17 protein-coding genes are annotated in these 19,345 nt (G+C 60.5%); 14 read left to right on the plus strand and 3 right to left on the minus strand.

Annotation, left to right across the window (positions count from 1 at the left end):
• Window positions 1–4 precede the first annotated feature (4 nt).
• Window positions 5–541: an ATP-dependent zinc protease family protein gene (locus ABTV87_RS09035; protein ID WP_011333239.1), complete on the minus strand. Its 537-nt coding sequence runs from the start codon at window positions 539–541 to the stop codon at window positions 5–7.
• A gap of 300 nt (window positions 542–841) precedes the next feature.
• Here ABTV87_RS09035 and ABTV87_RS09040 point away from each other — a divergent pair, with 300 nt between their 5' ends.
• From ABTV87_RS09040 to prpD, 6 genes are all read left to right on the plus strand, one after another.
• The gene (locus ABTV87_RS09040) at window positions 842–1,564 is read left to right on the plus strand and encodes a GntR family transcriptional regulator (protein ID WP_169432611.1); all 723 of its coding nucleotides are present in this window, start codon (window positions 842–844) and stop codon (window positions 1,562–1,564) included.
• Window positions 1,561–2,451 carry a methylisocitrate lyase gene (gene prpB / locus ABTV87_RS09045; RefSeq protein ID WP_433899278.1) on the plus strand — a complete coding sequence of 297 codons (891 nt, stop codon included), beginning with the start codon at window positions 1,561–1,563 and terminating at the stop codon, window positions 2,449–2,451. The genes ABTV87_RS09040 and prpB overlap by 4 nt, the downstream gene beginning before the upstream one ends.
• A gap of 43 nt (window positions 2,452–2,494) precedes the next feature.
• Window positions 2,495–3,622 carry a bifunctional 2-methylcitrate synthase/citrate synthase gene (prpC, locus tag ABTV87_RS09050; RefSeq protein ID WP_433899279.1) on the plus strand — a complete coding sequence of 376 codons (1,128 nt, stop codon included), beginning with the start codon at window positions 2,495–2,497 and terminating at the stop codon, window positions 3,620–3,622.
• A gap of 61 nt (window positions 3,623–3,683) precedes the next feature.
• Window positions 3,684–6,278, plus strand: a complete 2,595-nt coding sequence (gene acnD / locus ABTV87_RS09055) for a Fe/S-dependent 2-methylisocitrate dehydratase AcnD (RefSeq protein WP_433899280.1) — start codon at window positions 3,684–3,686, stop codon at window positions 6,276–6,278.
• Between the two features lie 54 nt (window positions 6,279–6,332).
• Complete coding sequence (prpF, locus tag ABTV87_RS09060; protein WP_085609046.1) at window positions 6,333–7,523, plus strand: 2-methylaconitate cis-trans isomerase PrpF; 1,191 nt, start codon at window positions 6,333–6,335, stop codon at window positions 7,521–7,523.
• A 215-nt stretch (window positions 7,524–7,738) separates the two neighbouring features.
• Window positions 7,739–9,223, plus strand: a complete 1,485-nt coding sequence (gene prpD, locus ABTV87_RS09065; RefSeq protein WP_433899281.1) for a 2-methylcitrate dehydratase — start codon at window positions 7,739–7,741, stop codon at window positions 9,221–9,223.
• A 134-nt stretch (window positions 9,224–9,357) separates the two neighbouring features.
• Here the strand turns inward: prpD and ppsR are convergent, their stop codons facing one another.
• Entirely contained in the window at window positions 9,358–10,176 is an 819-nt protein-coding gene (ppsR, locus tag ABTV87_RS09070) for a posphoenolpyruvate synthetase regulatory kinase/phosphorylase PpsR (protein ID WP_007951980.1), read from the minus strand.
• Between the two features lie 174 nt (window positions 10,177–10,350).
• On the opposite strand from ppsR, the gene ppsA reads away from it, so the two are divergent.
• The 8 genes from ppsA (at window position 10,351) to ABTV87_RS09110 (ending at window position 18,514) form a co-directional block, all read left to right on the plus strand.
• Window positions 10,351–12,726 (plus strand): phosphoenolpyruvate synthase, encoded by a 2,376-nt coding sequence (gene ppsA / locus ABTV87_RS09075; RefSeq protein WP_258713127.1) that lies wholly within the window; start codon window positions 10,351–10,353, stop codon window positions 12,724–12,726.
• A gap of 98 nt (window positions 12,727–12,824) precedes the next feature.
• Window positions 12,825–13,814, plus strand: coding sequence for an alpha/beta fold hydrolase (locus tag ABTV87_RS09080; RefSeq protein ID WP_085609042.1), 990 nt, complete (start codon window positions 12,825–12,827; stop codon window positions 13,812–13,814).
• 226 nt (window positions 13,815–14,040) lie between these two features.
• Window positions 14,041–14,532, plus strand: a complete 492-nt coding sequence (gene rraA / locus ABTV87_RS09085) for a ribonuclease E activity regulator RraA (RefSeq protein WP_007951984.1) — start codon at window positions 14,041–14,043, stop codon at window positions 14,530–14,532.
• A 24-nt stretch (window positions 14,533–14,556) separates the two neighbouring features.
• A complete protein-coding gene (locus ABTV87_RS09090; protein ID WP_007951985.1) occupies window positions 14,557–15,552 on the plus strand; it encodes a zinc transporter ZntB in 996 nt (331 codons plus the stop codon).
• A gap of 63 nt (window positions 15,553–15,615) precedes the next feature.
• Window positions 15,616–15,864, plus strand: coding sequence for a hypothetical protein (locus ABTV87_RS09095; protein WP_007951986.1), 249 nt, complete (start codon window positions 15,616–15,618; stop codon window positions 15,862–15,864).
• Between the two features lie 2 nt (window positions 15,865–15,866).
• Window positions 15,867–16,691, plus strand: a complete 825-nt coding sequence (locus ABTV87_RS09100) for a mechanosensitive ion channel family protein (protein WP_007951987.1) — start codon at window positions 15,867–15,869, stop codon at window positions 16,689–16,691.
• A 90-nt stretch (window positions 16,692–16,781) separates the two neighbouring features.
• Window positions 16,782–17,372, plus strand: coding sequence for an RNA polymerase sigma factor SigX (gene sigX, locus ABTV87_RS09105; RefSeq protein ID WP_011333251.1), 591 nt, complete (start codon window positions 16,782–16,784; stop codon window positions 17,370–17,372).
• 107 nt (window positions 17,373–17,479) lie between these two features.
• Window positions 17,480–18,514 (plus strand): OmpA family protein, encoded by a 1,035-nt coding sequence (locus ABTV87_RS09110; protein ID WP_007951988.1) that lies wholly within the window; start codon window positions 17,480–17,482, stop codon window positions 18,512–18,514.
• A 75-nt stretch (window positions 18,515–18,589) separates the two neighbouring features.
• On the opposite strand, the gene cobA is transcribed toward ABTV87_RS09110, so the two are convergent.
• Window positions 18,590–19,342, minus strand: coding sequence for a uroporphyrinogen-III C-methyltransferase (gene cobA, locus ABTV87_RS09115; RefSeq protein WP_221532973.1), 753 nt, complete (start codon window positions 19,340–19,342; stop codon window positions 18,590–18,592).
• Window positions 19,343–19,345: the final 3 nt, after the last annotated feature.

Here is a 19,345-nt window from a genome sequence, read left to right on the forward strand (position 1 = left end):
GAAATTACTCGGCGGTATGAGCGGCGATGGCGCAGGCGGGTTTGCCGGCAGCGTATTTAAGACTGGGATCGACCAGCGCATCGAAGCGTTTCAGCGCCTCGGAGCCGATCAAAAGCGGATATTGGAACGCACTACGGTCGGTCAGGTTCACTTCGATGCTGCGCATTGCCGAACCCATGCAGATGTCCAGCTCGATCACCGGGCGGGCGGTGTACTTCTTGCCTTCTTCCGGATCGTAGTCGCCGGCGCGGCGCTTGATCTTGCTGACCCGGGCCAGCGGCCGTTCGATCGGGTGCGAATGCGCGGCGTCGATGGCCAGGTAGAAACGTACCCAGGACTCGCCGTTGCGTTTGAAGCGTTTGATGTCGCGGGCGCTCAGCGAGGCGGTTTTCGCCCCGGTGTCGAGTTTCGCCGCCACTTCCAGGTTGATTCCGTCGAGGGCAGCGTATTCGTTGAGGCCGTACACGGTCTTTTCCCCCGCCGCGGCGAGGCCGGGCAGGCAAAACAGTGCAAAGAATGTGGGGAAGGGCTTGAGTCTCATAAATCCTGGCGAGCAGCGTTCCGTTCTCGGTTCAGGGCCATGGCATCAGGAAATCCTGTCTGCCCATGCGCCTTCGTGTGCCTATCAGCTTTTTATGACAAGCCGTGCAAATGACTCGCAAATGCGGGCGGCATTCTAGCACGGTGGTTTTATGGCGCCAGCGCCGGGACCGGTCTATAACCCTTGGGGCTGATACGCAGGCTTATTAGACGATTGTCGACAATCCTTAATTATCCTTTGACTGATGCGGGCTGATTCGCTAGTTTTTGCCGCATTGGATTTCAAGGTGTCGACAATATGCTGGATCAACTCGATCCCCCGGTGATCAGCGGCGACGATTCCGAGACGCTCTCGGAAAACGTCTTCCGACGCATCCAGGCGGCCATCGTCAAAGGCGAGATCGCCCCGGGCAGCAAGATCTCCGAGCCGGAACTGGCGCGCACCTACGGCATCAGCCGCGGGCCGCTGCGCGAGGCGATTCACCGGCTGGAAGGCCAGCGTCTGCTGGTGCGTGTACCGCACGTCGGTGCGCGGGTGGTGTCGCTGAGCCACGCCGAATTGCTCGAACTCTACGAAATCCGCGAATCCCTCGAAGGCATGGCCTGCCGTCTGGCGGCCGAACGCATGAGCGTTGAAGAAATCGACGAACTGCGCCGGGTGCTGGAAACCCACGAACGCGATGCGGCGTTTCAGGCCGGGGTCGGCTACTACCAGCAGGAAGGCGATTTCGACTTTCACTACCGGATCATCCAGGGCAGCGGCAACCGCACCCTCACGCAAATGCTCTGCGGCGAGCTCTATCAACTGGTGCGCATGTACCGCATCCAGTTTTCCACCACGCCCAACCGCCCGCGCCAGGCCTTTGCCGAACACCACCGGATTCTCGATGCCATCGCCGACCGTGACGGCGAGCTCGCGGAATTGTTGATGCGCCGTCACATCGGCGCCTCGAAACGCAACATCGCCCGTCACTACCAGGACGGCGCCGACAATAAGACAGCCACTGAACGAGGTGAGTCATGAGTTCCAACAAGAGCACTCCAGGCCAGCGTTTCCGCGATGCGGTCGCCAGCGAACATCCGCTGCAAGTGGTCGGGGCGGTCAACGCCAACCACGCGCTGCTGGCCAAACGCGCCGGTTTCAAGGCGATCTACCTGTCGGGTGGCGGGGTGGCCGCCGGCTCCCTCGGCGTGCCGGACCTGGGCATCACCGGCCTGGATGACGTGCTGACCGACGTGCGCCGCATCACCGACGTCTGCGACCTGCCGCTGCTGGTGGACGTGGACACCGGTTTCGGCGCCTCGGCGTTCAACGTGGCCCGCACCGTCAAGTCGATGATCAAGTTCGGCGCAGCAGCGATTCACATCGAAGACCAGGTCGGCGCCAAACGCTGCGGCCACCGCCCGAACAAAGAGATCGTGACCCAGCAGGAAATGGTCGACCGCATCAAGGCCGCCGTCGATGCCCGCACCGACGACAGCTTCGTGATCATGGCCCGCACCGACGCCCTGGCCGTTGAAGGTCTGGAATCGGCACTGGATCGCGCCGCCGCGTGCATCGAGGCCGGCGCCGACATGATCTTCCCGGAAGCCATCACTGAGCTTGAGATGTACAAGCTGTTCGCCAGCCGCGTGAAAGCGCCGATCCTGGCCAACATCACCGAATTCGGCTCGACGCCGCTGTACACCACCGAGCAACTGGCCGGCGCCGATGTGTCGCTGGTGCTGTACCCGCTGTCGGCGTTCCGCGCGATGAACAAGGCGGCGGAAAACGTCTACACCGCGATCCGCCGCGACGGCACTCAGCAGAATGTCATCGACACCATGCAGACTCGCATGGAGCTCTACGATCGCATCGATTACCACACCTTCGAGCAGAAGCTCGACGCGTTGTTTGCGGCGAAGAAGTAAGCCGCAACCGTACTCCCTAATAAATTCAAGATTGGAGACAACAATGGCCGAAGCAAAAGTACTCAGTGGCGCCGGGCTCCGGGGCCAGGTTGCCGGGCAAACCGCACTGTCCACCGTGGGCCAGGCCGGTGCCGGGCTGACCTATCGCGGCTACGACGTGCGCGAACTGGCGGCAGACGCACAATTTGAAGAAGTCGCGTACCTGCTGCTCTACGGAGAGCTGCCGACCCAGGCACAGCTCGCCGACTACCAGAACAAACTCAGCAAGCTGCGCGACCTGCCGCAAGCGCTGAAAGAAGTGCTGGAACGCATCCCCGCCGACGCTCACCCGATGGACGTGATGCGCACCGGTTGCTCGTTCCTGGGCAACATCGAGCCGGAGAAAGACTTCTCCGAGCAACGCGACAAGACCGACCGCCTGCTGGCCGCGTTCCCGGCGATCATGTGTTACTGGTATCGCTTCAGCCACGACGGCAAACGCATCAATTGCGTGACTGACGAGCAGTCCATCGGCGGCCACTTCCTGCACCTGCTGCACGACAAGAAGCCGAGCGAACTGCACGTCAAGGTGATGAACGTGTCGCTGATCCTCTACGCCGAGCACGAATTCAACGCCTCGACCTTCACCGCTCGCGTGTGCGCTTCGACCCTATCCGATCTGTATTCCTGCGTCACGGCAGCCATCGGTTCGCTGCGCGGCCCGCTGCACGGCGGCGCCAACGAAGCGGCGATGGAAATGATCGAACGCTTCTCGTCGCCGGAAGAGGCGATCAAGGGCACCCTCGGCATGCTCGAGCGCAAGGACAAGATCATGGGCTTCGGCCACGCGATCTATAAGGACAGCGATCCGCGTAACGAGGTGATCAAGGGCTGGTCGAAAAAACTCGCCGACGAAGTGGGCGACAAGGTGTTGTTCGCGGTCTCGGAGGCCATCGACAAGACCATGTGGGAGCAAAAGAAACTGTTCCCCAACGCCGACTTCTACCATGCCTCGGCGTACCACTTCATGGGCATCCCGACCAAGCTGTTCACCCCGATCTTCGTCTGCTCGCGCCTGACCGGCTGGGCAGCGCACGTGTTCGAACAGCGCGCCAACAACCGCATCATCCGTCCAAGCGCCGAGTACACCGGCGTCGAACAGCGCAAGTTCGTGCCCATCGAACAGCGCTGACCGGGGAGGGCGCCGGCACAGGCGCCCCCTCTTTGAAACTACCGTGACCGAGTCCTGACCGATGAACACAGAATTTCGCAAGAACCTGCCCGGCACGCCGCTGGACTTTTTCGACGTCCGCGCGGCTGTCGATGCGATCCAGCCCGGCAGCTACGACACCCTGCCGTACACCTCTCGCGTGCTGGCGGAAAACCTCGTGCGTCGCTGCGACCCGGCCACGCTCACCGATTCCCTGAAACAACTGATCGAGCGCAAACGCGACCTCGACTTCCCGTGGTTTCCGGCCCGCGTGGTGTGCCACGACATTCTCGGCCAGACCGCGCTGGTGGATCTGGCCGGCCTGCGCGACGCGATTGCCCAGCAGGGCGGCGACCCGGCGCAGGTCAACCCGGTGGTGCCGACGCAACTGATCGTCGACCACTCGCTGGCGGTGGAGGCGGGCGGTTTTGACGCCCAGGCGTTCGAGAAGAACCGTGCCATCGAAGACCGTCGCAACGAAGACCGTTTCCACTTCATCAACTGGACCAAAAAGGCGTTCAAGAACGTCGACGTGATCCCGCCGGGCAACGGCATCATGCACCAGATCAACCTGGAGAAAATGTCTCCGGTGATCCAGGTGCGCGACGGCGTGGCGTTCCCGGATACATGCGTCGGCACCGACAGCCACACCCCGCACGTCGATGCGCTGGGCGTGATCGCCATCGGCGTCGGTGGGCTTGAAGCCGAAAGCGTGATGCTCGGCCGCGCGTCGTGGATGCGCCTGCCGGAAAGCGTCGGCGTCGAACTGACCGGCAAGCTGCAACCGGGCATCACCGCCACCGACATGGTGCTGGCGCTGACCGAATACCTGCGCAAACAGAAAGTGGTCGGTGCGTGGCTGGAGTTCTTCGGCGAAGGTGCTTCGGCACTGACCCTCGGCGACCGCGCGACCATCTCCAACATGGCCCCGGAGTACGGCGCCACGGCGGCGATGTTCTACATCGACCAGCAGACCATCGATTACCTGAAACTGACCGGTCGTGAAGACCAGCAAGTGCAACTGGTCGAGCAATACGCCAGGCAGATCGGCCTGTGGGCTGACAGCCTCAAAGGCGCGCAATACGAGCGGGGCCTGACCTTCGATCTGTCTTCGGTGGTGCGCAACATGGCCGGCCCGAGCAACCCGCACGCCCGCGTGGCGGTGTCGGATCTGGCGGCCAAAGGCATCGCCGGCCAGTGGGAAGACGTGCCGGGGCAAATGCCCGACGGCGCGGTGATCATCGCCGCCATCACCAGCTGCACCAACACCAGCAACCCGCGCAACGTGATCGCCGCCGGCCTGTTGGCGCGCAATGCCAACAAGCTCGGGCTGACCCGCAAACCGTGGGTCAAGTCGTCGCTGGCGCCGGGCTCGAAAACCGTGGCGCTGTATCTCGATGAAGCGGGGCTGACCACGGAGCTGGAGCAACTCGGTTTCGGCGTCGTCGCGTTTGCCTGCACCACCTGCAACGGCATGTCCGGCGCGCTGGATCCGGTGATCCAGCAAGAGATCATCGACCGTGACCTGTACGCCACCGCTGTGCTGTCCGGCAACCGCAACTTCGACGGCCGGATTCACCCGTACGCCAAGCAGGCGTTCCTCGCTTCGCCGCCGCTGGTGGTGGCCTACGCGATTGCCGGCACCATTCGTTTCGACATCGAAAAAGACGTGCTGGGCGTGGTCGACGGCAAGGAAATCCGCCTGAAAGACATCTGGCCGAGCGACGAAGAAATCGACGCGGTAGTGAAATCCTCGGTCAAGCCCGAGCAGTTCCGTCAGGTCTACATCCCGATGTTCGCCATCCATGAAGACACCGGCCCGAAAGTCACGCCGCTGTATGACTGGCGCGAGATGAGCACCTACATCCGCCGTCCGCCGTACTGGGAAGGCGCGCTCGCCGGGGCTCGTCCGCTCAAAGGCATGCGCCCGCTGGCGGTGCTGCCGGACAACATCACCACCGATCACCTGTCGCCGTCGAACGCGATCATGCTCGACAGCGCCGCCGGCGAATACCTGGCGAAAATGGGCCTGCCGGAAGAGGACTTCAACTCTTACGCGACCCACCGTGGCGACCACCTGACCGCGCAGCGCGCAACGTTTGCCAACCCGAAACTGTTCAACGAAATGGTCGTGGAGAACGGCAAGGTCAAACAGGGCTCGCTGGCCCGCGTCGAGCCGGAGGGCCAAGTGATGCGCATGTGGGAAGCCATCGAAACCTACATGGAACGCAAGCAGCCACTGATCATCATCGCCGGCGCCGACTACGGTCAGGGATCGTCCCGTGACTGGGCGGCCAAAGGCGTGCGTCTGGCGGGTGTGGAAGCGATCGCCGCCGAAGGTTTCGAGCGCATTCACCGCACCAACCTGGTGGGCATGGGCGTGTTGCCGCTGGAATTCAAACCGGGCACCGACCGCAAGACGCTGGGCATCGACGGCAGCGAAACCTATGACGTGATCGGTGAGCGGACGCCGCGCGCCGATCTGACGCTGGTGATTCATCGCAAGAATGGCGAGCGCATTGACGTGCCGGTGACCTGCCGCCTCGATACCGCTGAAGAAGTGTCGATCTACGAGGCCGGCGGCGTGCTGCAACGCTTCGCCCAGGACTTCCTCGAAGAGTCGGCGGTTGCCGTTTAAATCAATCGATGTGGGCATGGGACTTCAAGTCCCATGCTTTCGTTAAGGAGCACCATGGCTCACGCACCGCAAATAAAGATCCCCGCCACCTACATGCGCGGCGGCACCAGCAAAGGCGTGTTTTTCAGCCTCAAGGATCTGCCCGAAGCCGCGCAGATTCCCGGCCCGACCCGCGATGCTCTGTTGCTGCGGGTAATCGGCAGCCCCGACCCGTACGACAAGCAGATCGACGGCATGGGCGGCGCCACGTCCAGTACCAGCAAAACCGTGATCCTGTCGAAAAGCATCAAGGCCGATCACGACGTCGATTACCTGTTCGGTCAGGTGTCCATCGACAAGCCGTTCGTGGACTGGAGCGGTAACTGCGGCAACCTGTCGGCGGCGGTCGGTTCGTTCGCCATCAGCAACGGTCTGGTGGACGCCAGCCGCATTCCGCACAACGGCGTGGCGGTGGTTCGCGTGTGGCAGGCCAACATCGGCAAGACCATCATCGCCCACGTGCCGATCACCAACGGCGAAGTCCAGGAAACCGGTGATTTCGAACTCGACGGCGTGACCTTCCCGGCTGCCGAAGTCCAGGTCGAATTCATGGATCCGGCGGCGGAAGAAGAGGGCGGCGGTGGCTCGATGTTCCCCACCGGCAACCTGATCGACGAGCTGGAAGTGCCGGGCGTCGGCACGTTCAAGGCGACCATGATCAACGCGGGTATCCCGACGATCTTCGTCAATGCCGAAGACATCGGCTACACCGGCACCGAACTACAGAGCGCGATCAACAGCGACCCGAAAGCGCTGCAGATGTTTGAGACGATTCGTGCTTATGGCGCGCTGCGCATGGGGCTGATTTCGAATCTGGATGAGGCGGCCAAGCGACAACACACACCGAAGGTTGCGTTTGTCGCCAAGCCTGCGGATTACGTCGCGTCCAGTGGCAAGGCCGTTGGCGCCGGGGATGTGGATTTGCTGGTGCGGGCATTGTCGATGGGCAAGCTGCACCACGCGATGATGGGGACGGCGGCGGTGGCGATTGGCACCGCAGCAGCTATCTCCGGCACTTTGGTCAACCTCGCGGCCGGTGGCGTTGAACGCAACGCCGTGCGCTTCGGGCATCCGTCCGGGACGTTGCGTGTTGGCGCTGAGGCCAGCCTGGAAAACGGTGAGTGGGTTGTGAAGAAAGCGATCATGAGCCGCAGTGCGCGCGTCCTGATGGAGGGCTACGTGCGCATCCCCGGAGATTCTTTCTGACGTAACACAGATCCAAATGTGGGAGCGGGCTTGCTCGCGAAAGCGGTGTATCAGGCAACATCAACGCTGGATATGCCGGCCCATTCGCGGGCAAGTCGAATCGTCGCACCGCCGCTCCCACAGGTTCTGTGTTTCAACAATAAGAATGGTTTAAAACCAAGACTCAGCCTGAACCGAGGTCCCATCAACGAACCACTTTGAAGAGTGAATCGAACATGAGCGCCAACGTCGACCTGAACAACCGCCCCGACTACGACCGTGTCCTGCAGGACATCGCCGATTACGTCCTCACCTGCAAGATCGAATCAATCGAAGCCCTCGACACCGCCCGCAACTGCCTGATGGACACCCTGGGCTGCGGCCTGTTGGCCTTGCGTTTCCCCGAGTGCACCAAACACCTCGGCCCAATCGTCGAAGACACCGTCGTCCCATTCGGCGCCCGAGTCCCCGGCACCTCCTATCGCCTCGACCCGGTCAAAGCCGCGTGGGACATCGGCTGCATCGTGCGCTGGCTCGATTACAACGACACCTGGCTCGCCGCCGAATGGGGACATCCGTCGGACAACCTCGGCGGAATTCTCGCGGTGGCCGATCACCTGTCGCAAAAGCGCCTGGCGAACGGCGAAGCGCCGCTGACCGTGCGCGACGTACTCGAAGCCATGATCATGGCCCACGAAATCCAGGGCGTGATCGCGCTGGAAAACTCGTTCAATCGCGTAGGCCTCGACCACGTCATCCTGGTGAAAGTCGCCTCTACCGCGGTGACCGCCAAACTGATGGGCGCCAACCGTGAGCAGCTGCTATCAGCGTTGTCCCACGCGTTCGCCGACGGCCAGGCATTGCGCACGTACCGCCATGCGCCAAACGCCGGCTCGCGAAAATCCTGGGCGGCAGGGGATGCATCGAGCCGGGGCGTGCGGCTGGCGGATATCGCGATGCGCGGCGAAATGGGGATTCCCGGCGTCTTGAGTGCCAAACAGTGGGGCTTTTACGACGTATTGTTCAGCCACACCAACAACGATCTGGCGCTCAAGCCCGAAGACAAACGCACCTTCAGTTTCTCGCGGCCGTTCGGCAGTTACGTGATGGAAAACGTGCTGTTCAAGATCAGCTTCCCCGCCGAATTCCACGCGCAAACCGCCTGCGAAGCCGCCGTGACCCTGCACCCGCAGGTGCGCAATCGTCTGCATGAGATCGACCGGATCGTCATCACCACCCACGAATCGGCGATTCGCATCATTTCCAAGGTCGGGCCGCTGGCCAATGCCGCTGACCGCGATCACTGCCTCCAGTACATGACCGCCGTGCCGCTGGCGTTCGGCAATCTGGTGGCCGAGCAGTACGAGGATGATTTCCACAAGGCCCATCCGGTCATCGATGTGCTGCGCGAGAAAATGGTCATCGTCGAGGATCCGCGCTTCACCCGCGAATACCTGGAGGCCGACAAGCGTTCGATTGCCAACGCGGTACAGGTGTTTTTCAAGGACGGTTCGAGCACGGAAAACGTGGTGGTGGAGTACCCGATCGGACACCGTCGGCGCCGCGCAGAGGGCATTCCATTGCTGGAGGACAAGTTCAGGGCGAACCTGGCCACCCGTTTTACCGGGCAGCGCAGCGGGGAAATTCTTGCGTTGTGCAAGGATCAGGCGCGGCTTGAGGCCACGCCGGTGAACCGGTTTGTCGATTTGTTTGTTATCTGAGAGACCGCGTTATCGTTCTTCGCGGGCAAGCCACGCTCCCACAGGGTTTTGTGTCGGATGCAATTTTTGCAAACGCCACCACACCTGTGGGAGCCGGGCTTGCCCGCGAAGGCGTCAGATCAGATACCGCAGAGCTATTTGAAGCGCCGCTCGACGCCTTTTTCCACGAGGATCTTCGCGGAAATTTCTTCCACCGAAAAATGCGTGGAGTTGATGTTCGGGATGTTCTCGCGGCGGAACAGGTTTTCCACCTCGCGCACTTCGAACTCGCACTGGGCGTAGCTCGAATAACGGCTGTTGGGTTTGCGTTCGTTGCGGATCGCGGTAAGGCGGTCCGGGTCGATGGTCAGGCCGAACAGCTTGTGCTGATGGGCGCGCAGGGCGGCCGGCAGTTGCAGGCGTTCCATGTCGTCTTCGGTCAGCGGGTAGTTGGCCGCGCGGATGCCGAACTGCATCGCCATGTACAGGCACGTCGGCGTCTTACCACAACGCGACACGCCCACTAGTATCAGGTCGGCCTTGTCGTAATAGTGGGTGCGGGCGCCGTCATCGTTGTCGAGGGCGAAGTTCACCGCCTCGATCCGCTCCATGTAATTGGAGTTGTGACCGATGGAGTGGGACTTGCCGACGGTGTAGGAAGAATGCTCGGTCAGCTCCTGCTCGAGCGGGGCGAGGAACGTCGAGAAAATGTCGATCATGAAACCATTGGAGGTTGCGAGAATCTCACGAATGTCCTGATTGACGATGGTGTCGAAGATGATCGGCCGGAAACCGTCGGTTTCAGCGGCTTTGTTGATTTGTTGTACCATGGCCCGCGCTTTTTCAACGCTGTCGATGTACGGTCGCGTGAATTTGCTGAAGGTAATGTTTTCGAACTGCGCCAGAAGGCTTTGACCCAGGGTTTCGGCGGTGATGCCGGTGCCATCGGAGATAAAGAAAGCAGATCGTTTCATTTGCACCTTGGGCCTTAAGCTAATGAGTATTTCTGGATATGATAGGCGCGAATTGCCGGCCGCCATTGGCCCGCATTCTCACTTATTTTCCAGGTCCAGGCCATACAGCCGGCCAACGCTCCCCCGAGCCGCCGGTTTCTGAGCTTTTCCAACACAGTTAGTGGAGAGATCACCTTGGTAGAGTACGTAGTTTCCCTCGATAAGCTCGGCAAACACGATGTTGAGCATGTGGGGGGCAAGAACGCATCCCTGGGCGAGATGATCAGTAACCTGGCCGGTGCCGGTGTTTCGGTCCCCGGCGGCTTCGCCACCACGGCGCAAGCCTATCGCGACTTCCTGGAACTGAGCGGTCTGAACGATCAGATCCACAAGGCCCTCGATGCGCTGGACGTCGATGACGTCAATGCCCTGGCCAAGACCGGTGCCCAGATCCGCCAATGGATCATGGAAGCCGAATTCCCTGAAAAACTGAATGCCGAGATCCGCACCGCGTTCGCCGCGCTGTCGGCCGGTAATCCTGACGTGGCCGTGGCCGTGCGTTCCTCCGCCACCGCCGAAGACTTGCCGGACGCTTCGTTCGCCGGTCAGCAGGAAACCTTCCTGAACATCCGTGGCGTGGAAAACGTCATCCGCGCGGCCAAGGAAGTGTTCGCTTCCCTGTTCAACGACCGTGCCATTTCCTACCGCGTGCACCAGGGCTTCGACCACAAGCTGGTCGCCCTGTCGGCCGGCGTGCAGCGCATGGTGCGTTCGGAAACCGGCACCGCCGGCGTGATGTTCACCCTCGATACCGAATCCGGCTTCCGTGACGTGGTGTTCATCACCGGCGCCTACGGCCTGGGCGAAACCGTTGTACAAGGCGCGGTGAACCCGGACGAATTCTATGTCCACAAGGGCACGCTGGCAGCCGGTCGTCCGGCGATCCTGCGCCGCAACCTGGGCAGTAAAGCCATCAAGATGATCTATGGCGACGAGGCCAAGGCCGGTCGTTCCGTGAAAACCGTTGATGTCGACAAGGCCGAGCGCGCGCGTTTCTGCCTGACCGACGCTGAAGTCAGCGAGTTGGCCAAGCAGGCGATGATCATCGAGAAGCACTACGGCTGCCCGATGGACATCGAGTGGGCCAAAGACGGTGACGACGGCAAGCTGTACATCGTGCAGGCCCGTCCGGAAACCGTGAAGAGCCGCACCCAGGCCAACGTCATGGAACGTTACCTGCTGAAAGAAACCGGCACCGTGCTGGTGGAAGGCCGTGCCATTGGCCAGCGCATCGGCGCGGGCAAGGTGCGGATCATCAAGGACGTGTCCGAGATGGACAAAGTCCAGCCGGGCGACGTGCTGGTCTCCGACATGACCGACCCGGACTGGGAACCGGTAATGAAGCGCGCCAGCGCCATCGTCACCAACCGTGGCGGCCGTACCTGCCACGCGGCGATCATCGCCCGTGAGCTGGGTATTCCTGCGGTCGTCGGTTGCGGCAACGCCACCCAACTGCTGAAGGATGGCCAGGGTGTGACCGTGTCCTGCGCCGAAGGCGACACCGGCTACATCTTCGAAGGCGAGCTGGGCTTCGACATCAAGAAGAACTCCGTCGACGCCATGCCGGAGCTGCCGTTCAAGATCATGATGAACGTCGGCAACCCGGACCGCGCCTTCGACTTCGCGCAGCTGCCGAACGCCGGTGTGGGCCTGGCCCGTCTGGAATTCATCATCAACCGCATGATCGGTGTTCACCCGAAAGCGCTGTTGAACTACGACGGCCTGCCGCAGGACATCAAGGAAAGCGTCGACAAGCGCATCGCCGGTTACGACGATCCGGTCGGCTTCTATGTCGAGAAACTGGTTGAAGGCATCAGCACCCTGGCCGCTGCGTTCGCCCCGAAGAAGGTCATCGTGCGTCTGTCGGACTTCAAGTCCAACGAGTACGCCAACCTGATCGGCGGCAAACTGTACGAGCCGGAAGAAGAAAACCCGATGCTGGGCTTCCGTGGCGCTTCGCGTTACATCAGCGAATCGTTCCGTGACTGCTTCGAACTCGAATGCCGTGCGCTGAAACGCGTGCGCAACGAGATGGGCCTGACCAACGTCGAAATCATGGTGCCGTTCGTCCGTACCCTCGGCGAAGCCAGCCAGGTGGTGGATCTGCTCGCCGAAAACGGCCTGGCACGTGGCGACAACGGTCTGCGCGTGATCATGATGTGCGAACTGCCATCCAACGCGATCCTGGCTGAAGAATTCCTCGAATTCTTCGACGGTTTCTCGATCGGTTCCAACGACCTGACTCAGCTGACACTGGGTCTGGACCGTGACTCCGGGATCATCGCGCACCTGTTCGACGAGCGTAATCCGGCGGTCAAGAAGCTGTTGGCCAACGCGATTGCCGCGTGCAACAAGGCCGGCAAATACATCGGCATCTGCGGTCAGGGCCCTTCGGACCACCCGGACCTGGCCAAGTGGCTGATGGAGCAGGGCATTGAAAGTGTGTCGCTGAACCCGGACACCGTGCTGGAAACCTGGTTCTTCCTTGCCGAAGGCCAGGCGGCGGAATAAGCCGTGAATGAAGCCTCGGCCCGTTGAACCGGGTCGGGGCTTTAAGATTGAAGTAGGGCGAGCTCTCCGGATGCCGCCCTTTTTTGTGCAAGAGCATTATGCAAAGCAGCAGCAACCTATTTCCTGTCGCCCTGATCAGCGCCGAACGACGCGGTGATCTGAGCGAAGACGTTTACCGTTTGAAACCGGGCAACAGCCCTGACTGGTCCGTGGAAATCGCGGTAACCCGTCTCGGCATGGCGGATGAGCCGGCGTCGCGCGGCGTGCCGGTGATCTTGCTGCACGGCAGTTTTTCCAACCGGCGCTTCTGGTTTTCGCCGAAGGGCCTTGGCCTGGGCGCGTATCTGACGCGTCTGGGCTTCGATGTGTGGATCCCGGAAATGCGCGGCCACGGTCTGTCCCAGCGCAACGAGGACTACCGCCGCAACCGCGTCGCCGACTATGCCCGTTACGATCTGCCGGCCATTGCCGCGTTCGTGCGTGAGCAGAGCGGGCAGATTCCGCACTGGATCGGCCACTCGCTGGGTGGCATCACGTTGGCGGCTGCGCTGGGCGGCGAATACCTTGGTGAGCCAGCGGTGGCCTCGGCCGCGTTTTTCGGCACCCAGGTCAGTCGCACGTACTGGCCGCTGAAGATTCCGCCGGTGGAGTGGAGCGGGCGCTTCATTCTCAAGCGTTTTGCCCAGTTGTCCGGCTCGCGGCTCAAGCGCGGCCCCGAGGACGAGCCGATCGGCCTGGCGCTGGAAAGCATGCGCTGGTACGGATTGTTCGGCCGTTTCGGCGACAAGGACAAGGATTGGTGGGCAGGCCTTGCCGATGTGCAGATACCGGTGCTGGCAGTGAGCGCGGCGGGGGATCATCAGGATCCGGCCTGGGCGTGCCAGAAGCTGTTCGAACAGATCGGTTCGGAGCACAAGCAGTTCATCAACCTGGGCCGTGAACAGGGTTTCAACGATCAGTTCGGGCATGTCGAGATGCTGGTCAGCAAGGCGGCGCAGGCTGAGGTCTGGCCGCTGGTGGCGCGTTGGCTGGCGGATCAGCACACGCCATTGCTCGGCGAGAAGCCGGATCTGGCGGCAGCGGTCTGAACGCGGCGCCCTGAAAAGGGCATTTCGTTCGAGTCGGCTTGCGGCTAAGATATGACGCATTGGACGGTTCTGGTCATATTTAGTGACTGTTTCGCTATTACGTTTCAGCTTGTGTTCAGGTTCGTTCAGCGACCATGACATGGGCTAAGGTAAACAGCGACCGCCGGAACTCGTTTCAAAAGAGTGCGACATCCTTGATCGTCTTCCTTGTTACAGGAGTTATTCGATGAACCATTACCTTACGCCTGACCTGTGCGACGCCTATCCGGAGCTGGTTCAGGTGCTGGACCCGATGTTCAGCAATTTCGGCGGCCGTGATTCGTTCGGCGGCGAGATCGTGACCATCAAGTGCTTCGAAGACAACTCGCTGGTCAAGGAGCAGGTCGAGCTCAAGGGTAATGGCAAGGTGCTGGTGGTTGATGGTGGCGGTTCCCTGCGTCGCGCGCTGCTGGGTGACATGCTCGCCGAGAAGGCCTCGAAAAACGGTTGGGAAGGGCTGGTCATCTACGGCTGCATCCGTGATGTCGACGTCATCGCCCAGACTGATCTTGGCGTACAGGCCCTGGCCAGCCACCCGATGAAGACCGACAAGCGCGGTATCGGCGACCTCAACGTGCCGGTGACCTTCGCGGGTGTCACTTTCCATCCCGGCCAGTACATCTATGCGGACAACAATGGCGTGATCATCTCGCCAAGCCCGCTGAAAATGCCTGAATAAATCGCGGTAACCACAGGGGTGAGGATGTTCGAGGAAGAAAACGCGCAATGGGGGCTGGTGCATGCCCTGGTGCTGGACGGTAAAGGCGGTGCGCGTTCGATAGCCCGGACTGATCTCGACGATCTGCAACTGCAGGCTCATGAAAGCCTGTGGTTGCACTGGGATCGCAGTCACCCGCAGACCCAGACCTGGCTGCGCAAATCCAGTGGGCTCAACGAGTTCACCTGCGATCTGCTGCTGGAAGAAAACACCCGCCCACGCCTGTTGCCGCTGCCGGATTCCGAGCTGCTGCTGTTTTTGCGCGGGGTCAATCTCAACCCCGGTGCCGAGCCGGAAGACATGGTGTCGGTGCGGATTTTCGCTTCGGCCCAGCGAGTGATTTCCCTGCGCTTGCGTCCATTGCGCGCCACCGACGAGTTGCTGGTGATGCTGGGCGAGGGCAAAGGGCCGAAAACCTCGTCCGAACTGATGCTTTATCTGGCGCAATTCCTCACCAACAAGGTGCAGGATCTGGTGACTTGCCTCTCCGAAGTGGTCGATGAAGAGGAAGAAAAACTGGATGCCGACGAACGGTATACCCCCGAGCATGGCGCCATTTTGCACATCCGTCGCCGGGCTGCCGGACTGAAGCGTTTTCTGGCACCGCAGCGGGATATTTTCGGACAGCTGACGCGGATAAAACTGCCATGGTTCGTCGATGACGATGCCGACTACTGGAACGAATTGAACAACAGCCTGACCCGTTATCTCGAAGAGCTCGAATTGACCCGAGAGCGCGTGGGCCTTGTGCTGGAGGCCGAAGACCGGCGCTTGAGCGTGCGCATGAATCGCACGATGTATCGCTTCGGGATCATCACCTGCATCTTTTTGCCGATGAGTTTTCTGACCGGTCTGCTGGGCATCAATGTCGGCGGCATTCCGTTCGCGAGCAGCCCTTATGGTTTCCTGATCGCCTGCCTGACGGTGCTCGCCCTGGCGTTCGGACAATGGTGGTTGTTCCGCCGTTTGCGCTGGGTATGAAGATGCGCCATGTGACCCGACCAAATTTGCCCGCGTCTTTCACAGACATCACGAGAGGTGCGTATGCACGATCCGTTTGAACAGTCTTTGCGCGACATGCTCAACGCCTCGCCGTCCAGCCGCGACGACGATGCCTGCCTGGGCCGCGTACTCAAAACCGCCAACCGCCAGGTTGGCGCCGGCGATCTGTTCAGCCTGCTGGGCCGCTGGCTGCCCGCGCTGATGATCGCCCTTAATAACGGCTCGGCCCATGTCGCGCCGGTCTCCCGTCTTCGTAAACCTACCGCTCGCACTGCTGATAAGGCTGATTGAATATGGAACTTGATCTCTGGACTCAGAGCCTCGTCACTGCAATGACTGCGTTGTGGACCAAAGTCGCTAACTTCATTCCGAACCTGTTCGGCGCACTGGTTGTGCTGCTGTTGGGTTTTGTCGTGGCCAAGCTGCTGGACACCTTGCTGTCCAAACTGCTGGCGAAACTGGGCCTCGATCGCCTGATGGGCGGCACCGGCCTGACCAAATTGATGTCCCGTGCGGGGCTGCAAGTACCGATCTCGACCCTGATCGGCAAGATCGTCTACTGGTTCGTTCTGCTGATTTTCCTGGTTTCGGCAGCAGAATCCCTTGGACTTGAGCGAGTTTCAGCTACGCTTGACATGCTTGCGCTGTATTTGCCGAAAGTGTTCGGTGCCGCGCTGGTGTTGTTGGTGGGTGTGCTGCTCGCACAACTGGCCAATGGCCTGGTTCGCGGGGCGGCAGAAGGCGTAGGCCTGGACTACGCTTCAGGACTTGGGCGAATTGCCCAGGGCCTGGTGATCATCATCAGCATTTCGGTCGCGATCAGTCAGTTGGAGGTCAAGACCGACCTGCTGAACCATGTGATCGTCATCGTATTGATTACCGTTGGTCTGGCGGTTGCGCTGGCCATGGGTTTGGGAAGCCGGGAAATTGCCGGTCAGATTCTTGCGGGAATCTATGTGCGTGAGTTGTATCAGGTTGGGCAACAAGTGCGTATTGGCGAGGTCGAAGGCCAGATCGAAGAGATCGGCACGGTTAAGACCACATTGCTGACCGATGAGGGTGAGCTAGTCTCTCTCTCCAATCGGATCCTGCTGGAGCAGCATGTGAGTAGCCGCTAACCCGGCAAACCCTGCTAATGTATGCCGCCGCAAAATGCCAGCTGTCGCTGGCTGCGGTGGACATTGACCTGACTGTCGGCACGACTTGTTTTGAATAAAGCCCAAACGCTATCCACGCGCTACGACCCCCGCGAGCTCTCTGATGAGGAGTTGGTCGCGCGCTCGCATACCGAGCTTTTTCACGTGACGCGCGCGTATGAAGAATTGATGCGGCGTTACCAGCGCACATTATTTAACGTTTGTGCGCGATATCTTGGGAACGATCGCGACGCAGACGATGTCTGTCAGGAAGTGATGTTGAAGGTGCTGTACGGCCTGAAGAACTTCGAGGGGAAATCGAAGTTCAAGACGTGGCTATATAGCATCACTTACAACGAATGCATCACGCAGTATCGGAAGGAACGGCGAAAGCGTCGCTTGATGGACGCACTGAGTCTTGACCCCCTCGAGGAAGCGTCCGAAGAAAAGGCGCCGAAACCCGAGGAGAAGGGCGGACTGGATCGCTGGCTGGTGTATGTGAACCCGATTGACCGGGAAATTCTGGTGCTACGATTTGTCGCAGAGCTGGAATTTCAGGAGATCGCAGACATCATGCACATGGGTTTGAGTGCGACAAAAATGCGTTACAAACGCGCTCTTGATAAATTGCGTGAGAAATTTGCAGGCATTGCTGAAACTTAGTTCGGCGCAAATATCTCTTACGTGTAGGCAAGTTCTGATAGACTTGCCGCCGAGTTGTCCCCCGGTTTGCGGGACTGCTTCACAATCACCAGATGGGGATTTAACGGATGAAACTGAAAAACACCTTGGGCTTGGCCATTGGTTCTTTGATTGCCGCCACTTCTTTCGGCGCTCTGGCACAAGGCCAAGGCGCAGTTGAAATCGAAGGCTTCGCAAAGAAAGAACAATTCGACAGCGCTCGTAACTTCAAGAACAACGGCAACCTGTTCGGCGGTTCGATCGGTTACTTCCTGACCGACGACGTTGAACTGCGTCTGGGCTACGACGAAGTGCACAACGTGCGTGCCGACGATGGCAAGAACGTCAAAGGCGCTAACACCGCTCTGGACGCTCTGTACCACTTCAACAACCCAGGCGACATGCTGCGTCCATACGTCTCGGCCGGTTTCTCCGACCAGAGCATCGACCAGAACGGCTCGAACGGTCGTAACCGTTCCACCTTCGCCAACCTGGGCGCTGGTGCCAAGCTGTACTTCACCGACAACTTCTACGCCCGTGCTGGCGTTGAAGCTCAGTACAACATCGACCAGGGCGACACCGAGTGGGCTCCTAGCGTCGGTATCGGTGTGAACTTCGGTGGCGGCTCCAAGCCTGCTGCTGCTCCAGTTCCAGCACCAGCTGAAGTCTGCTCCGACAGCGACAACGACGGCGTTTGCGACAACGTTGACAAGTGCCCGGACACCCCAGCCAACGTAACTGTTGACGCTGATGGCTGCCCTGCAGTTGCTGAAGTTGTTCGTGTTGAGCTGGACGTCAAGTTCGACTTCGACAAGTCGGTTGTGAAGCCAAACAGCTACGGCGACATCAAGAACCTGGCTGACTTCATGAAGCAGTACCCATCCACCACCACTACTGTTGAAGGTCACACTGACAACGTCGGTCCTGACGCTTACAACCAGAAACTGTCCGAGCGTCGTGCAAACGCCGTTAAGCAAGTTCTGACCAACCAGTACGGTGTTGAATCGTCCCGCGTTCAGTCTGTTGGCTACGGCGAAACCCGCCCAGTTGCTGACAACAAAACTGACGCTGGCCGTGCTGTTAACCGTCGCGTAGAAGCGCAGGTTGAAGCTCAAGCTAAGTAATTAGCTGCCGCTCCGAGAAAAGCCCGGCTTAGGCCGGGCTTTTCTTTGCCTGCGATTTGGTGAAATCGGGGATTTTCAGGCCAATCGGTCGGCTGGCCAGTGAATCGAATCGACCTGGGACGCAGCCGCTGCGACGGCACCTATGACCAGAATCGCAGGGCTTTTGAGCTGGAAACCAAGGGCATCGTCTTCCATCGCTGTCAGATTGCTGCGACATTCGCGTTGTTCTGGCAATGAAGCATTCTCGATCATCGCCACCGGCGTATTCGCCGCCATGCCGCCCGCCAGCAGTTGCTCGCGAATCTCGCCGAGCTTCGCCACCCCCATGTAAATCACCAGCGTCGTCCCGCCTTGCGCCAGCGCCCGCCAGTTCAACTGGCTATCGTCCTGGGTATGAGCCGTGACTAGCGTCACGCCTCGGGCCACGCCGCGCAACGTCAGTGGAATATCACACTGGGTCGCGCCGGCCAGTCCGGCGGTGATGCCATTGACCAATTCCACCTCGACCCCGCGCTCGCGCAACCACTGCGCTTCCTCACCCCCACGCCCGAAAATGCACGGATCGCCACCCTTGAGCCGCACCACGCATTTACCCTGACGGGCATAACGCAGCATCAGCCGATGGATGAACGCCTGGGGCGTCGAGCGGCAGCCGCCGCGTTTGCCGACCGCGATAATCCGCGCAGCAGGGCAGTGCTCAAGTACCGCCTCATTGACCAGATCGTCGATCAGCACCACCTCGGCCTCGCGCAAGGCACGCGCCGCTTTGAGCGTCAGCAATTCAGGATCACCGGGGCCCGCGCCCACCAGCCAGACTTTCGCGTTCATGGT

This window comes from Pseudomonas sp. PSE1(2024), from assembly GCF_050990555.1.
Taxonomy (GTDB): Bacteria; Pseudomonadota; Gammaproteobacteria; order Pseudomonadales; family Pseudomonadaceae; genus Aquipseudomonas; species Aquipseudomonas aphyarum.

Excerpts from the sequence above, each read along its gene's own strand:
- prpB (WP_433899278.1), top strand. The coding sequence starts at position 1,561 with ATGAGTTCCAACAAGAGCACTCCAGGCCAGCGTTTCCGCGATGCGGTC.
- prpC (WP_433899279.1), top strand. The coding sequence starts at position 2,495 with ATGGCCGAAGCAAAAGTACTCAGTGGCGCCGGGCTCCGGGGCCAGGTT.
- ABTV87_RS09090 (WP_007951985.1), top strand. The coding sequence starts at position 14,557 with ATGTTCGAGGAAGAAAACGCGCAATGGGGGCTGGTGCATGCCCTGGTG.
- ABTV87_RS09100 (WP_007951987.1), top strand. The coding sequence starts at position 15,867 with ATGGAACTTGATCTCTGGACTCAGAGCCTCGTCACTGCAATGACTGCG.
- prpD (WP_433899281.1), top strand. The coding sequence starts at position 7,739 with ATGAGCGCCAACGTCGACCTGAACAACCGCCCCGACTACGACCGTGTC.
- rraA (WP_007951984.1), top strand. The coding sequence starts at position 14,041 with ATGAACCATTACCTTACGCCTGACCTGTGCGACGCCTATCCGGAGCTG.
- prpF (WP_085609046.1), top strand. The coding sequence starts at position 6,333 with ATGGCTCACGCACCGCAAATAAAGATCCCCGCCACCTACATGCGCGGC.
- acnD (WP_433899280.1), top strand. The coding sequence starts at position 3,684 with ATGAACACAGAATTTCGCAAGAACCTGCCCGGCACGCCGCTGGACTTT.
- ABTV87_RS09095 (WP_007951986.1), top strand. The coding sequence starts at position 15,616 with ATGCACGATCCGTTTGAACAGTCTTTGCGCGACATGCTCAACGCCTCG.
- cobA (WP_221532973.1), bottom strand. The coding sequence starts at position 19,342 with ATGAACGCGAAAGTCTGGCTGGTGGGCGCGGGCCCCGGTGATCCTGAA.
- ABTV87_RS09110 (WP_007951988.1), top strand. The coding sequence starts at position 17,480 with ATGAAACTGAAAAACACCTTGGGCTTGGCCATTGGTTCTTTGATTGCC.
- ABTV87_RS09080 (WP_085609042.1), top strand. The coding sequence starts at position 12,825 with ATGCAAAGCAGCAGCAACCTATTTCCTGTCGCCCTGATCAGCGCCGAA.
- ppsR (WP_007951980.1), bottom strand. The coding sequence starts at position 10,176 with ATGAAACGATCTGCTTTCTTTATCTCCGATGGCACCGGCATCACCGCC.
- ABTV87_RS09035 (WP_011333239.1), bottom strand. The coding sequence starts at position 541 with ATGAGACTCAAGCCCTTCCCCACATTCTTTGCACTGTTTTGCCTGCCC.